Annotated in this window: 11 protein-coding genes; 9 read left to right on the forward strand and 2 right to left on the reverse strand. The window is 49.7% G+C overall.

The window, feature by feature from the left end; translation table 11 throughout:
- The first annotated feature begins 232 nt into the window (after positions 1-232).
- Positions 233-1,339, forward strand: coding sequence for a hypothetical protein (locus tag J4G02_13200; protein MCE2395534.1), 1,107 nt, complete (start codon positions 233-235; stop codon positions 1,337-1,339).
- A 220-nt stretch (positions 1,340-1,559) separates the two neighbouring features.
- Here the strand turns inward: J4G02_13200 and J4G02_13205 are convergent, their stop codons facing one another.
- Together J4G02_13205 and J4G02_13210 are read right to left on the reverse strand one after the other, a co-directional pair.
- The gene (locus J4G02_13205; GenBank protein MCE2395535.1) at positions 1,560-2,462 is read right to left on the reverse strand and encodes a diacylglycerol kinase family lipid kinase; all 903 of its coding nucleotides are present in this window, start codon (positions 2,460-2,462) and stop codon (positions 1,560-1,562) included.
- Positions 2,463-2,519: 57 nt separating this feature from the next.
- Positions 2,520-3,515, reverse strand: a complete 996-nt coding sequence (locus J4G02_13210; GenBank protein ID MCE2395536.1) for a Gfo/Idh/MocA family oxidoreductase — start codon at positions 3,513-3,515, stop codon at positions 2,520-2,522.
- A gap of 361 nt (positions 3,516-3,876) precedes the next feature.
- Here J4G02_13210 and J4G02_13215 point away from each other — a divergent pair, with 361 nt between their 5' ends.
- The 8 genes from J4G02_13215 to J4G02_13250 all read left to right on the forward strand — a co-directional run bounded on the left by J4G02_13215 (position 3,877) and on the right by J4G02_13250 (position 15,617).
- Positions 3,877-5,598 (forward strand): Na+:solute symporter, encoded by a 1,722-nt coding sequence (locus J4G02_13215; GenBank protein ID MCE2395537.1) that lies wholly within the window; start codon positions 3,877-3,879, stop codon positions 5,596-5,598.
- A gap of 415 nt (positions 5,599-6,013) precedes the next feature.
- Positions 6,014-6,793, forward strand: coding sequence for a hypothetical protein (locus J4G02_13220; protein MCE2395538.1), 780 nt, complete (start codon positions 6,014-6,016; stop codon positions 6,791-6,793).
- A gap of 24 nt (positions 6,794-6,817) precedes the next feature.
- Positions 6,818-7,492 carry a hypothetical protein gene (locus J4G02_13225; GenBank protein ID MCE2395539.1) on the forward strand — a complete coding sequence of 225 codons (675 nt, stop codon included), beginning with the start codon at positions 6,818-6,820 and terminating at the stop codon, positions 7,490-7,492.
- Positions 7,493-7,894: 402 nt separating this feature from the next.
- A complete protein-coding gene (locus tag J4G02_13230; GenBank protein ID MCE2395540.1) occupies positions 7,895-10,234 on the forward strand; it encodes a tetratricopeptide repeat protein in 2,340 nt (779 codons plus the stop codon).
- A gap of 25 nt (positions 10,235-10,259) precedes the next feature.
- Entirely contained in the window at positions 10,260-12,506 is a 2,247-nt protein-coding gene (locus tag J4G02_13235) for a tetratricopeptide repeat protein (protein ID MCE2395541.1), read from the forward strand.
- Positions 12,507-13,343 carry a sugar phosphate isomerase/epimerase gene (locus J4G02_13240; GenBank protein ID MCE2395542.1) on the forward strand — a complete coding sequence of 279 codons (837 nt, stop codon included), beginning with the start codon at positions 12,507-12,509 and terminating at the stop codon, positions 13,341-13,343. It begins immediately after the preceding gene.
- 125 nt (positions 13,344-13,468) lie between these two features.
- A complete protein-coding gene (locus J4G02_13245; protein MCE2395543.1) occupies positions 13,469-14,512 on the forward strand; it encodes a mandelate racemase/muconate lactonizing enzyme family protein in 1,044 nt (347 codons plus the stop codon).
- Positions 14,513-14,558: 46 nt separating this feature from the next.
- Positions 14,559-15,617, forward strand: coding sequence for a Gfo/Idh/MocA family oxidoreductase (locus J4G02_13250; protein ID MCE2395544.1), 1,059 nt, complete (start codon positions 14,559-14,561; stop codon positions 15,615-15,617).
- The last annotated feature ends 41 nt before the right edge of the window (positions 15,618-15,658 follow it).

The raw sequence follows: 15,658 nt of genomic DNA on the forward strand, positions 1-15,658 counted from the left end.
CAATCGCTGCCAGACTTGCGCGTACGGAGATCTGGTGGCTGAACCTCTGTCTCAACCTCTTGCGCGCTGTGCAAACTGGCTGTAACCAGCATTAAGACGAATCCCAAACAAATGAAATTTACCAATTTCGTTACCATCACTTACACCCTCAAAAAAATAATGCGTAACGAGTAATACCTAAGTGCTTTTCCTCACGCATCACGTATTACATATCACGTAACCAGGAGCAAACATGCAGATTACAGCTATTGAACTGATTCCAATCTACTCAACCCGCGAAATGGGACGAACCTGCCCTTCCGATTCGGAGAAAGCAATCTCCCACCACATCATCGTTCGCCTGCAAACCGATGCCGATATTACAGGCTTGGGAGAGATGTCCGATGTCAACCTTGACCTCACTCCAGAAACGGTCAATGGGTTAGCGGCTCGGTTAGAACCGTTGCTTGTCGGCCGCAGCCCGTTTGACCTGACGGCGATTCAGGTGGATCTGGAAGGACAGGAGTGGGAGCATCAGGTCCTCGCTGGAATTGACATCGCGCTACACGATGCCATCGGTCGAGCGTTAGACACACCAATCTACCAACTATTTGGTGGCAAATACCGCGAACGGATTCCCTTCGCCTATCCTCTCGCACCGTGCCAGATTGAAGCAGATATAGAAGCCAACCTGCAGCGCATCGACAAATTGCAAGACCAAGGACACCCAACAATCCGCTACTATTTCGGTGCAGATCTGACGTTGGACGAACGGTTCCTTTCGGAACTCCGGCAGCGTTGGGGTAACGGGGTGGAGATTAATGCTCTAGATGCAAGCGGACGGTTTGACGTGGAAACGGCGATTGACGTCATCGGTCGCTTTACAGCCTTCAAGCCGAATCTAGTTGAATCCCCTGTCAAAGGACGCCAGAACGCCCCGGTTGAGGATTTTATCACGGTGAAACAAGCGGTAGATGTGCCAATCAGCGAGCATTCGTCGGAAGCTCCTGTAGCAGTACGGTTGGCGCGGCACGAAGCGGTAGATATTTTCAACCTCGGCGTGGGGTATTCGGGGATGACTGCTTGTCAGAAGGTGTTTGGGTTGGCTGAACTTTTTGGCATTAAGACGTTAATGGGCAGCACTGTGGAACTCTCCATCGGCACGGCAGCGCGGGCGCATTTTGCCGCGGCGATGCCCAACATTGATTTCCCGTGCTATCCCGCAGGACCCCTCGTTTACTACGAACAGGTTGTCAAGGAGCGGGTGCGTTACGAAGCGGGACATATCATCGTCCCAGAGGGACCTGGATTAGGAATGGAACTGGATGAAGAACGACTTGCTGCACAGCGACTGTGGTAAATTTATTCATTGGTTCATTAGTTCATTAAATTGACGAACCTTGTACATTAGCAAAATCTAAAACGTAATGTACGAAACGTGAGCGTTGGGTTTCACAGTGCCGGTTCAACCCAACCTACGGCATCTCGCAGGTTAGGAAACCTATAGCCACGAGGGATACAAGGTTACGGCATATTGCTTTGAATCCCGATCTATCGGGGCGACGTATGTCTACTACTTATTAAGGTGCAATAACAGTCAGTCCTCGTTCAACTATTTCAACGGCCGCAGGGGTGTAGCAAATCCGTTCTCCGTCCGCATAAAGGAGTATCGGTGGGTCTGTTTCGATTGTCAGCGATTTTGTGCGGTGTATCCGGACCGCGCGATGTCCGGCATGTCCTCCCCAGAAAAGGGTGACTAGCAAACGCAAAACAGTTCGACGGGGAACAGGTTCGATAATACATACATCAAACAACCCGTCATCTATAACTGCCCCCGGCACAATTTTCATCCCGCCGCCATAACTAGACGTGACGCCGGTAGCAGTCAGAAGGATTTCACCTTCGTAGGAGCCGAAGTCCCCTTCAAGGCGAACCACAGGCGATCTATAGCGAAAAAGCGTTGTGATCGCCGTATACACATAAGCAGCCGTCCCAGAAAAAGGCGTGCCCTCCTCTGTAACACGCCGACTCACCTCAGCATCATACCCACATGTGACAATCGTATCAAAATAGTGATCTCCGATTTTGCCGAGGTCAACTTGTCGCGTAGCCCCATTTAACAGCACTCCGATGGCGTCCACTGGCTTTGTAGGAATCTTCAACGCCTCTGCGAAATCGTTCCCCTTGCCGCACGGCAGGACGCCAAGCACTACGTCCGGCTTCTCGGCAATCGCGTTAACCACCTCGTGAATTGTACCATCACCGCCGCACGCAATAATCCAGTGTGAATCATTTTCAATAGCTTCCTGCGCGATCCGGTTTGCGTCACCGGACTGAGTGGTCAACTCCAGACGTCCCGTGTAACCTTTAACTGTGAGACGCTGAAACGCCTGTTCAGCAATTGCAGCAGCCTTGCCTTTTCCGGAAATTGGGTTGGTGATTAGCACAAAATCTCGGTATGGATGTTGAGTTCTGTCTGGCATCGTGATCTCTATAAAATTTGCAACGGTCAACAGATTGGTTGCAGACGTTTATTGCCTCTATGTTTCAAGCAGATCCGCCACCTTGACAGCCGCACCGGTACTTGCAGCGTCGCACGTTGCCTGACAGAGAGCGAGTATTTGCAGGTTATTCCTACCTGAGATCCCCGGTTCAACCGCGTTGCGGATATACTCCCTTAACGCATCCAGCACAAGCTGTTCGCTGCGTGGCAAAGATAGCGGTTCAATCGTTTCAGGCTCACCATCGCCCGTCGGTTGAAATTCGATTCCCTCTACGTCGTAGGCTCGGAGTGTGCCCCTATCCATCTGCATGCGTAGGTGATATGAACTGTTTTGGGCACAGTGCGTTATCCCATAATTGCATACCATCCCGTTTTCGTATTCGAGAATCGCATAAACTCCTGAATCGTAAGGATATTGACTCCAAGGTGTATTGAATGTCCGCGCAATCACGGTTTGAACGGGACCAAACCAGAAGTTGAGGTTATCAAAATGGTGGCAACTCATATCCCAAATCATTGCATTGAGATAGTTAAGCGTGCGTGGATCCGGGCGATAGCGGTGGTGGATAAGGTCAACGATCGCGGGGGTGCCGCAAGTTCCCTCATCGAGGAGTCCTTTTATTGTCTGTTGCAGCGGCTGATAGCGATAATTCTGTGCCACACAGAATCTGACGCCGCTCCCCTCCCCCTCCCTGACCAATTGCTTCGCTAAAGTGAGGTCGGTTGTCATTCCTTTTTCAACAAGGACATGTAAACCGGCATCAAACCCCATCCGTGCGAAAGGAGCATGCGTTGCTGTTGGGGTACAAATCAATGCAGCATCGGCATCGACCACTTTAGCTGCTTCTTCAAGGCTTGAGAAGCAAGCGGATTTTTCTAGTCCTGTTTTCTCGCGTGCGATTTCGAGGACAGGCTCATCGACATCTACCAAGGCAACAGGCTCCCAATTTGGGTCAGCTATTACAACATCAATGGGCCAAGTGCCTCTGCCGCCCGTGCCGACGTGAATAGACCTCAATGGTTCATCTCTCATACGAATCTCCCGTGCGCTATCCCCACGCATAAGTGTTTGCAGTTATCAGAAATTGCTTTTACAATCCGACGGGTTATGGATTTATTTTAGCAGATTTCAGGATAGGTGGCAAGCGAAACCGAGATCCTCGAGCGGCAAATTTCCCCGCCTTTTATTTTTTTATTTGTAGCGGAAATTTGCCTCTTATTTCGCTTGATTTGGGATTTGCGCCATGATAAGATAGCCGAGCTTTCCGGTAATTTTCCGAGCTTTCCCTAGACTACCGGCTTCAAAATTTGCAGCCTGATACAACATCAATGTACCGAATCAATCGCACATGGCCCCTCATGACATATAAACATTATAAGGAGATCTGTCTTAGATGAAACTTTCACCCATTGATGGTGCAATCATCATTAGTTATATACTTTTTGCACTTGGACTCGGTATCTACTATTCCAAACGTGCTGGGAGGGATATTAACGAATTTTTCGTTTCTGGTAGAAATTTACCGTGGTGGCTCGCAGGCACATCAATGGTCGCGACGACGTTTGCCGCGGATACACCGTTGGCGGTCACGGGACTCGTAGTCAAGGACGGAATTGCAGGGAATTGGCTCTGGTGGAACATGGTCTTGAGCGGAATGTTAGCAACATTCCTATTCTCCAGGCTCTGGCGGCGAGCGGAGGTTATCACCGACGTTGAATTGACAGAATTGCGTTATGCCGGCAGATCAGCCAGCTTATTGCGTGGCTTTCGTGCCCTATACATCGGATTGCCAATAAATTGCATCACGATGGGTTGGGTGATTTTGGCAATGCAGAAGATCATCGTGTTGACCTTTAATCTGCCCGACACCGGCACATCGAAGGTGCTTGTTGTCCTTGCGTGTATGTTAATTGCGGGCATCTATTGTGCGCTGTCCGGGTTTTGGGGGGTTGTCATAACGGACCTAGTCCAATTCGGTATGGCGATGATTGGATCGATTGCGTTAGCAGTTATCGCTGTTGTCAAGATTGGTGGTATAGGCACCCTGAAAACCAAGCTGTCGGAGATGCATGGGGCAGACCACTCGATCCTGCACTTCTTTCCAGATTTTGGTGCCGGCGAGATGGCGATATTGACCTTTGGCGTTTACCTCGGTGTTCAATGGTGGGCGGCAAACGGAGTAGATGGCGGTGGTTACATCGCCCAACGGATGTTTGCGGCGAAGGACGAACGGAATACATTGCTTGCCACACTATGGTTCAACATCGCACACTATACGTTACGTCCTTGGCCCTGGATTCTAGTCGCCCTTGTATCAATGGTTGTCTATCCAAACCTCAGCGACCCGGAAGCAGGTTATCCGAAGTTGATGCTCGAATACCTGCCCACAGGATTGCTTGGGCTTATGCTTACTGCATTTCTTGCAGCGTTTATGTCAACGATTGACACCCACCTGAATTGGGGAGCGTCCTATCTCGTCAACGATTTCTACAAACGCTTTTTCAAACCAGAGGCTGACGACCGGCACTACGTGGTTGCTTCTCGGATCTCGGTGGTGTTGATCATGCTCGTTGCAGGGGTGACCAGTTTATTCATGAACTCGATTGCAGGAGCGTGGAAATTCCTGATCGCTCTCAACGCAGGGATTGGACTCGTGCAGATCCTGCGGTGGTACTGGTGGCGGATTAATGCATGGTCCGAGATTGCTGCGATGGTTACCTCGGCAGTTGTGTCAACAATTGTGTTCACCCTGCCCCAGACAAAAGATAACTTCGCATATCAGCTGCTGATTATTGTTCCGATTTCAACGCTAACTTGGCTCGTCACGACTTTGGTGACCTCCCCTGTTTCAGAAGAGAGGTTAATTGCGTTCTATCAACGCATCCGACCGAATGGCGGCTGGTGGGGACGTATTCCTAGCCTCGCAAATGTCCAACCGATTGAAGAGAGTGGTATGCCAGCACTGCTCAACTGGGTGTTGGGTTCGGCATTTGTCTATTGCGCACTGTTTGGGTTCGGCAAATTGCTATTGGGATTTTACGGTGCTGGCGTCCTTTTTCTACTGATTGCGCTGGTCACAGGGGGGCTGGTCTATCGCGGACTGCCGGCTCGATAATGAAAGGTTTGGGACAACATCAATGATAATGAGTTATTTTATTGCCGGACAACACAACTCTCCGAGCAGAAACTAGGAGTCCAAAGCGATTTGATGACTGGCGAATCGGACAACTACAGTAAGCCCCTAGACCCCGATTCTGAAGGAATGAAACTATTTTTGACCATTGACTATTGGGTAGGGTGAGTGTTGACATATCTCCATTATCACAGAAATGTCAACACGTAGATCGCAAACCCTCGGAACGGTGTTGGGTTGAACAGAAACCGTGAAACCCAACGCCATCGCTACAACCGATTTTGATTCGGTTGCCTCGCCCCCAGTCGCAGCATCGGGGGCGATTTTCCAAAATCGACCAACTCAGGTCCTTACTGCTTTGGCAGCCTCCGTTCAAGCCCATCATGAGGAAAACAGAATGAAGAAAATTGTACCACAATCATATTATTTCGGACTAATTGTCGCTTTTTTGATCCTTCCCGTCGTGCAACATGGACACGCGGCCAATGCGGCAGACAAAAGCATCATTAACGAGGGGCAAGACCAGAATCAGAGATCACTCACGAAACCACCCACGAGAGACACAAGTATCATCGTCATTTACGAAGAACGCGATCGCGATATTCCCAAAATCATTTCAGGGCTTCGAGGGTGGCGCGAAGGTTTTATTTTTGGTATCGGTGCCGGCGTTGGCTTCACCAACTTTACAGCACCGCTTGCGGTCTATTGGGCGGAAGCGTACGAAGGCAGCTGGCCGGATCCGCGTCAAACAAGACCTACTTTTGCAACAGAGCTCAAAATTGGGCACGGACTGTCAGATCAATTCCTTCTCTACTACACAAGTCGCATCTCATGGCTCCCGTTATCGAATCTTTATCGGGATACTATGATCGCCAATGGGAGCGCCGGTGCCGGCATGATGTACTTTCCGCTCCGAAGCATTGATTTTTACTTCGTCAGTTCTCTCGGACTCGCAACACTTGTAACTTGGCATCCCCCCTTCAAATTGGAAAAAGCGAGACAGACCGGTTTGGTCGCGTCGGGTGGAATCGGTTATGAATTCTTACGTCACCTGACCGTTGATTTTACAGTGAATTTCGGGCACGCGAACATAATACACTTCGATGATGTAACTGAAATAAAATTCGCCAATGAAATTATCACGTATTTAGTGACTCTTAACGCCATCGCCTACTAGCGCGTTTTGTTAGGAGGAAAACCTATGTACCCAAAAAGAATTTTAAGCCTCGCTACGACCATGTTACTCCTGATAGTTGTGTTTGCACACCTCCTGGGTTGTGGAGATGTTGATAACGAGATATTTACCGAACGACTCCGATTCACCGAATTTTTCCTTTTTCCAACGGCACCTTACATCAATAAGTCATACAGAGAACATGTGCCGGACGAAGAGGTGGCGGTCCGAGAAAATAATTTTGAATTAGAAATAGCAGAGATTCAGGAGGTTTACAGGGACTTTATTAACGCCTATGCAGCAGAGGATATGTCTGCCCTCACGCGAACCTTGGACACAGCAACAAGTATGGAATGGGATATTCCAGCGCAAGATCGTACTTCCCACTCGTGGTCAAATGCTAGAAGTGTTCAACAAGCTCTGTGGGGCACAATGATAGCCCCGCCTTGCCGTGAGATTCCGGATTGGGAACAGTGGAAGTTGACAGACTTTTATATTCGCGGTGCGTATATAAAGAGGCCCTATATGGAAGCAAGTGCAAAGGGACTTATGTTTTTTCCAAACGCACATTCGGACGGCTGTATTAGTGAGCTAGCATCTTTTTACCTGACAAAGAAGTCAACCAGATGGCGTATTCATCAAATTAATGGGTCCAGATACTTTGCGGACCCAAAGTACAAGGTGCCGGACCCACAAAACTAGGGGAATTGCATGTAAGTATTGTGTAGGGCTTACGCACTTCAATGGCGAAAATCATGTCCTATTTCCGGCTGTGCATACCTCTGACTTTGGCATATGACAATAGCAATCTCATCGTGAGGACAGGTTCCCCAACCCGTACTTGTTCCCAGAGCCCCGATGGATCCCCGATAAATCAGGACAGGCGGGATTTCCGCTGCACTGCAACCTGCCCTCGATGAAATCAGGGTTAGCCAACCTGCGTTCCGTCCGGAGCCCTGCCCAGGTACTGATTGCTCAATTGCCTAATTTTTATCACAGATGCGATTGCCCTCCCCACAGAACTAAGGGGGCTTGATATCTGCCTGATTCAAAGCAGCAGCACGGTATTTCTCGCACACTTATCACGCACAGGAGACACCCGCTATGAAACATCAACACCCTGTTTTCATTCTCTCAATCCTGATACTGCTCCTGATTGCCGACGCTGCTTCTTCGGCGGACGACTATTTTAACCATATCACAGTTTTTTCCGACGGGAAAATTACCCGTTTCACCCAAATGCCGATCCGTGTCCATATAGCACCTGTGCCTATCGGCATTGAGGGGGTTGAAACGTATCTGGAAAGTTTCCGCTATGCCATGCGCGAATGGGAAGCTGCCGCTGATGGGCAGATACAATTCCAAGAGGTGAAGGCAACCGACAACGCAGACATTCGCGTGCGGTGGCAGCGGAGTGGATTGACGCGAATCATCGATACCGCACTCGGCAAAACGGGGCTCACCCGTCTCTCAGAGACTGATTTCGAGGTAGACATGGTTTTGGCGTTGCGAGAAATCGGTTCGGCGGCGCTGCTTTCGCCCGAAAAGATGCGAACCGTTTGTCTCCATGAACTTGGACATGCAATAGGACTTTGGGGACACAGCTCAGATTCAGTGGATGTGCTTTTCTTCGCAGCAACGGCACAACGCCCGACGGATCGAGATAAGGCGACACTGCACAAAGTCTACGCGACTCCACCCTACACGCCTCAACATGAAGCTGCAATTGCAATTCTCAAAGTACAGATTGAAACCAATCCAAAACACGTCCGGAGCCACTATCTCCTCGGCACTGTCAATTTCGATAAAGACGAAATGGACGCAGCGATTGCAAATTTCAAAGCCTGTTTAGCGCTTAATCCGTACTTTCAGCAAGCCAACGAAAAACTGCTTCTTGCCTATCAGAAAAGCGGACGTAGAGAGGAAGCACTCGTCCAGCTTCAAAAGATGCTCAATCGGGAGGCATCGCCAGAGGGGTATAACATCGCCGGCGTGATATACTATCAAAGTCAGAAAATTGACGAAGCTATCGCAGCTTTCAAGAGCGCGCTCCAGATTAACCCTCGCTATCATCCAGCCAAAAATAATCTACATCAACTCTATCGTGAGCAGGGTATCGCTGCCCTAGTAGATGAAACTTATCCGCAAGCAATTGCGTTTTTTTCAGAAGCACTCCAACTTGACCCGACAGATTCGACACTATATAGTCTGACAGGTGAGGTCTACGCAAAAAGCGGGGATCACCAAAACGCAATTGCAGAGTACAAAAAAGCATTGCAATTTAATCCCGGTGCCACAGATGCCAAGCAAAATCTCGCTCGGTCCTACAACAATTTCGGTGTACAGTTGACTCAATCCCAACGTTGGGAGGAAGCGATTGATGCCTATCAGCAGGCCCGCCAATTGATGCCCGATCTTGCCAGTATGAAAACCAATCTGACGGATTTGTACTGGAAGCGGGCGAACACATTTCGCGAAAAGGGAAATTTAGATCTGGCTATTGAAGCCTATCGTGAACTTCTTGAGTTTGATTCGGGTGCCATTGATGCTCACGGTTTGCTAGGGGATTTATATTTCCAAAAACGAGACTACCCGCAGGCAATCCGCGCATTCAATGCGGTTTTCACTGCCGATCCGGAGAATGCACAAGCGCGGAACAACCTGATCGCGGTCTATCATAAATACGGGCAAGTACTCGACAATCAAAGGCGTTACGCCCAAGCGATTGCACAGCTTGAAGCGGGACTCGCGTTAGCCCCAGCACACATCAACCTTCGCTTGAGCCTCGCGTATGTCTACGAACATGCAAAGGATTTCGACAACGCGGGGAGGGTGTTTGAAGAGATTTTGGAACTTGAGCCAGATAATCTTCAAGCCAAAACGGGGTTGGTCAATCTTCAGATTCAACGCGGGAACTATCTTCTAAACCGAAAGAAATATACGGCAGCGCTCAAGGTGTTTGAAAGTATCCCAGAATCCGATCGGGGTATAGGAATCTATAATACGATTGGGTATCTTTATTTGATGAAGAAACAACCCCTGAAAGCATTGCCAGCGTTTGATGCGGCACTCGCCAGCGATCCACGGGACAAAGTTGCTTACCACAATCTCCTGAGTATTGAGTCGCAGTTTGAGGCGCAACTGAACCGTACTGATAATTCCCAAATGGCGGTGGATAATCTTGCACTTGTGCGAAATAGCCTCGTGCACTGCTTAATCGGCCGCGATGAACATCTCAAAGCGAAAGCGAAATACCGCGCTGCATTAGCCCTGGATCTCGGTGATACGGAAATTAAAGCAATCCTTATTAACACCGGTATTCGTCTTGCAAAAGCATTCCAGAAAAAGAAATGGCCCAAAAATATGAAGGAGGTAATTCGGTGGATTCAGGAGCAAGCACCCGACAACTCAGCGGTACAACAGCTGCTTGAAGATAGCCCATAACCACTTGAATCGCTTTAAGGACAAGTTGACAAATCTCGCTCCAGACCGCCGTAACGATATGTTGAAAAAAAATCTGTACAGTTATCTACTCCCTATCGTCCTCACCGTCTGTATGATTCCGCAGGGGTTTGGAGCGCCTCCTTTTGAGAAGGCACTCACCCTCGTCGATCAGGGAAATTATACTCAGGCTGCCCGGAGCTTGGAGGATTTACTCAAAACGCCTTCAACACATCCAGAGAAACAAGCGATCCATCATGTGCTCGCTTACTGTTACGAAAAGGGAAAGAAATGGCCAAAAGCGATTGAACATTATGCGCTCGCGCTTTCTGCAACATATCCCTTAGCAGACTATGTTATCTACCATCTAGCACAATCATACGGACAGATGAAAGACAATCAGAACGCTATCGTCTGGTATCAACGGTTGATCGATGAACATCCGCATAGTATGCATCTTGCTAGCGCAAAGTACGAACTCGGCAAAGCACAGTATCGTTCAGGTAATTACGCCGCGGCACTCAAAAGTTTCTCAGCACTGATTGCTGATCCCAAAAACAGTTATGCTAGGAAAGCAACTTTTGAGGCTGCAAAGACCTATGCAAAACTGGGTAACTGGAAACAAGCCCAAGATACCTATCAACAGCTTATTCATGCAAACAATGCAGATACTATCGCGCTAAACTCGCTTGACGCCCTTCAAAAATTAGTTGCACGACATCCAGAACTCCAGATCACTCGTAATCAACGCATGACCCACGCCATGGTGCGATTCAATCGCGGTCAATTGAAGAGCGCGATTTCGGAATTTCGCAAGGCTGCCACAGGTCATAAAGACAAAATCACTGCACGCGCCACCTACTATATAGGTCGTGCATACCACCGTCAGCGCAAATATGATTCAGCACTTGTAGCGTACAACAAAATCGTTTCTCTCTACCCAGCGAGTGGCTATCTCACGCGGGCACTCTACCATTCAACGCTTTGCTACCGGCGTAAAGGACAGCCACAACTGGCTGAAAAGCATTTGATTGACTTTGTCGAAAAATACAGTTGGAGTGCATTAGCGGACGATGCGTTATATGATCTTGGGTGGGTGCAGGAAAACGAGAAACTATATGATAAAGCTATCGCTTCCTACCGTCGCTTGACGACCCAATACCCCCACAGCGACCGGTTACCGCGAGCATACTGGAGAATCGGCTGGATTCAATTCAGGAACGAACGATACGCAGAGTGCATTGAAACTTTCACGACCTTGATGAAAGGATCCCCAACTGATAGTTTTGCTAAGGCGGCACACTTCTGGATCGGAAAAAGCTATGAGCGTCAAAATCAGTTAAAGGTAGCGGAAGCAACATATAGCGAAATAGCGAAGGCAAGTCACTGGTACTATAGTGGACGCGCAAAAGCACATCTGAAGCGCCTCCGTTCAAAAACCGATGGCTCTGTCAAATCAGAAGTTCTGGCTGCCCCCCGAGCCCGTGTTACCTTGGACAGCCCTGCTTGGAAAAATATCGGATCTAAGAAGACGCCTCGCGTGGCACAATTAATGCGTCTCAAACTTTTTGAGGACGCTTTGACTGAACTGGACGGACTCATTAAGCGTAACAACTCGAATCTTCGGGATAACTACTATAACCTTATTTTCTGCCTTGAAAAACTCAAGAAGTTTCAACAGGCACACGGATATGCAGACAGGCTATCAAGATTTCAACCCCTGCACGGTAGAAACAACGCTATACCGGTAGAACTATACCGACTCCTCTATCCACTTTATTACACAAACCTCCTTCAAAAACACACAACAAAACACGAAATTGACCCGTTGTTTGTCGCCGCTATGATTCGCGAAGAGAGTCGGTATAACGCCGATATTGTTTCCTACGCAGGTGCGATAGGCCTGATGCAGATTATGCCGGCAAATGGACCCGAGTTCGCAAGCCGTCTCAAAATTCCACGATTTAACACAAAGATGTTGTATAATCCAGATATCAACATTCAGATTGGGTCATGGTACATGAAAAGTTTGATGGATCAGTTTGACAACAATCACGCGCTAGTCGCAGGCGCGTACAACGGCGGTCCTGGTCGGATGCGGCGATGGATCAAAGCAAAGCAGATTCCGGATCTAGATGAATTCATCGAAGATATTGGGATAGACCAAACGCGCCGTCACATCAAAAAGGTTATTGATAGTTATATCATCTATCAGGAACTCTATCCAAAACCTGCCCCTACTTCCGCGAATATATCGCCTCCATCGAAGGGTTGAATGGCAAGGATGGCTCGCAGCACATCTGCGTTAAACCCTCGGACGAATCTAGGATCAATACTTGAAAGGAGAAGTTATGAAACATACAATAGGCTGTCCGAAGCGTGTGACCATATCGCGGCTGCTGGGTATACCGATGTTGCGGTATTCGCTAACGCCGGTCAGATTCCCGTCCGCTCTGATAGCACGGATGCGGAAATTACGGCAGCCCGCAAAGCCGCTGCCGATGCTGGATTGGCCCCCTCAATGCTAATCGGCAGTACGAAATTGAATTTCGGTTTGGAAGCCGCTGTCGATGACTATAAACGCCTCATTGATAACGCCGCCGCGCTCGGCACGAAGTGGCTGCTCGATTGTGGTACGGGGAACGAAGCACACTACGCGGACTATTTTGAGTTGATGCGTCAGGCTGCGCCACATGCAGGGGAAATGGGTGTCAACATTACCATGAAACCCCACGGTGGAATCAGCCTTACCGTCCAAGATCTCCTTGACGCTGATGGTAAAGTGAATCACCCCGCCTTTGGGATTTGTTACGATCCGGGCAATATCATCTATTATACCAAAGGCGATCTTCGTCCCGAAACCGATGTGGCGATCGCTGCACCGAAAGTGACAACGACAATCATCAAGGATTGTGTCGTTGAGGATGGTGTACCCGATGTAATGGTAACGCCGGGCGAAGGCTTAGTTGATTTTGAGACGGTTCTTAATGGGCTAGTTAATGGTGGCTTTGAGGGACCACTATATGTCGAATGTGTTGGTGGGACAACAGTGGACGAAATCAACACAAACACCAAAGCGACGTTGAAGCTGGTGAGCGGTATTTTGGGATGAACCCTTTTTTGGTCATTTGAAACTTTAACACCCATCCCGCTCGTCCCGACAGGTCGGGATCCCGACTTGTGGGGACGAGGACTCCGATCCGAATCGGAGGACGCAAAGACGCAAGGGAGAGAACAATGAAAATCACTCGTCTTGAAACCGAATTGTACATTGCCCCGCCACCGGAACGTCCAATAACCGATGCGCTCCGCGCCAATAGACATCCCGGACGTGTTTTTGTCAAAGTTCACACCGATAAAGGTCTCGTCGGCAGTTCATCGGTTGGCTTCTCCTCGATTCGGGGTGCCAACCAGACGCTCCAGACGATGCTCAATGAGGAGGTCGCGCCGCTGCTTGAGGGACGAGATCCGCTGGCTATTCGACTGATTGACGAAGACCTGAGACGGGCACTGGAAGAGCAGGCAATCCACGGCATGACGATGTATGCCCTCACGGCTGTGAATGTCGCCCTTTGGGACATCTTTGGACAGGAGACAGGGCAACCCGCGCACCGCCTTGTAGGTCAAGCACAAGATCGAGTACCTGCCTACACGATGGTGGGTTGGATGCACTTAGATCTCGACGAACTCAAGGTGGTCTGCGCGAAATCTGCCGAACAAGGGTTCAAGGCGGTGAAGGTCAAGGTCGGTTCGCCGACGCTGGAGGAGGACATCCAACGGCTGGAAACGATTCGGGCGGAGATTGGATCGGATGTCACGATTATGGTGGACGCCAACCAGACACTCACGGTGTATGAGGCGTTGCGCCGTGGACAGGTTTTTCAGGAGATGGGAATATTTTGGCTTGAGGAACCGCTGCCCGCTCACAACTATGATGACTACGCCGAACTTGCCCATGGACTTGCCATGCCCATCGCCACCGGCGAAAATCTGTACGGTAAGGAAGAATTTAAGGAACTCCTTGTCCGTCGGGGAATAGACATTGTACAGGTCGATCTCGCTCGCCTCGGTGGTTTCTCCGAATGCGTTGCCACTGGTCTGTTGGCAGCAGCGTTTGGCGTGCCGTGCTGCACGCATGGTGGCGGACTAATAAACCTGAATATCCTGTGTGCGCTGCCCAATACGTTATATCTGGAAACAGGATTATTGACCGATGAAGAGCGTGATCATTTTGTTGACGGCTGTTTCCTTGCACCGGAAGGCGCTGGATTTTCGTGGTAGAACAGATTGAAATTTCGATCTACAGCTAAAAATGAGGAGAGGATTAATGGAACAAAGCCAAGATAAATTGCGTGTCGCGGTTGCCGGATGCCATCGTATGACACACCGCACCCCAGGCAGTCACAATTTTGCGACTGCGTTTCACGCCGTGCCGGAGACGGATGTGGTAGCGGTGTTTGACCTTGGTGCGGACACCCGGACAGAATTTGTGGATTGCTGGCGAGAGGTCTGGGGTGGCATTCCGACCTATCACGACTACGGGCAGATGCTTGGGGAAATCCAACCAGACCTGTTGTGCATTGCCACGCGCCAAACGATGCACGTAGATCAGATCGAGTTGGCTGTCGAGGCTGGGGTGCGCGGCATTTTATGCGACAAACCTCTTGTTACTAGTTTGGCAGAGATGGATCGCATCGTAGCCGCGTGTCAAGAGGTGCCGCTGCTTTTAGGGTTGGACCGTCGCTGGATGCCCCGTTATTGTGCACTCCGCGAGCTAGTTGCCGATGGTGTAATCGGAGAGGTGACGAGTGCTACCGCCTATGCACTGTCCAATCTGATTAATCACGGATGCCATTCGTATGATGCGATTTTAGGCTTGGCGGGTGATGTCGAACCGGTGTGGGTCAGCGGCTTAGTGGACGACGTTTCGGAAGAACCTCCTGATTCACGTCGACGTATGGATCCGGCTGGCAATGCACAGATCGGGCTTGCGAATGGAGCGGTGCTTTACGTCACACCAAATGGTCGCCACGAAAACGCAGGCTTGACCTTTGAAGTCGCGGGCGAGAACGGACGTCTGTTTCTCCTCGACGATGCCAATGAGAGCTACCTCTGGTCAGCGGACGGTCCATCTGGAGCAGGATTACGCCCGTTAGATCTCCCGGAGGAAACCGAACCGTGGCCCGCTGGCACAGCGATGGTGAACGACTTGGTGCAGGCAGTACAGACGGGTGGACGAACTGCCTGTGACATTGAACATGCCCGTCGCGCAACGGAGATAGGCTTCGCAATTCACGGTTCCTCAATGCAGGGTGGGGCTAAGGTTGACTTGCCACTCGCTGACCGGTCATTCCGCATTGAGTCATTCCCTTGGGGCAATGAGTGACCCAAGGGAGAAGATAATTTTTTATGGGCATATAGAGGGAG

It is taken from the genome of Candidatus Poribacteria bacterium (assembly GCA_021295755.1).
Classification (GTDB): Bacteria; Poribacteria; WGA-4E; order WGA-4E; family PCPOR2b; genus PCPOR2b.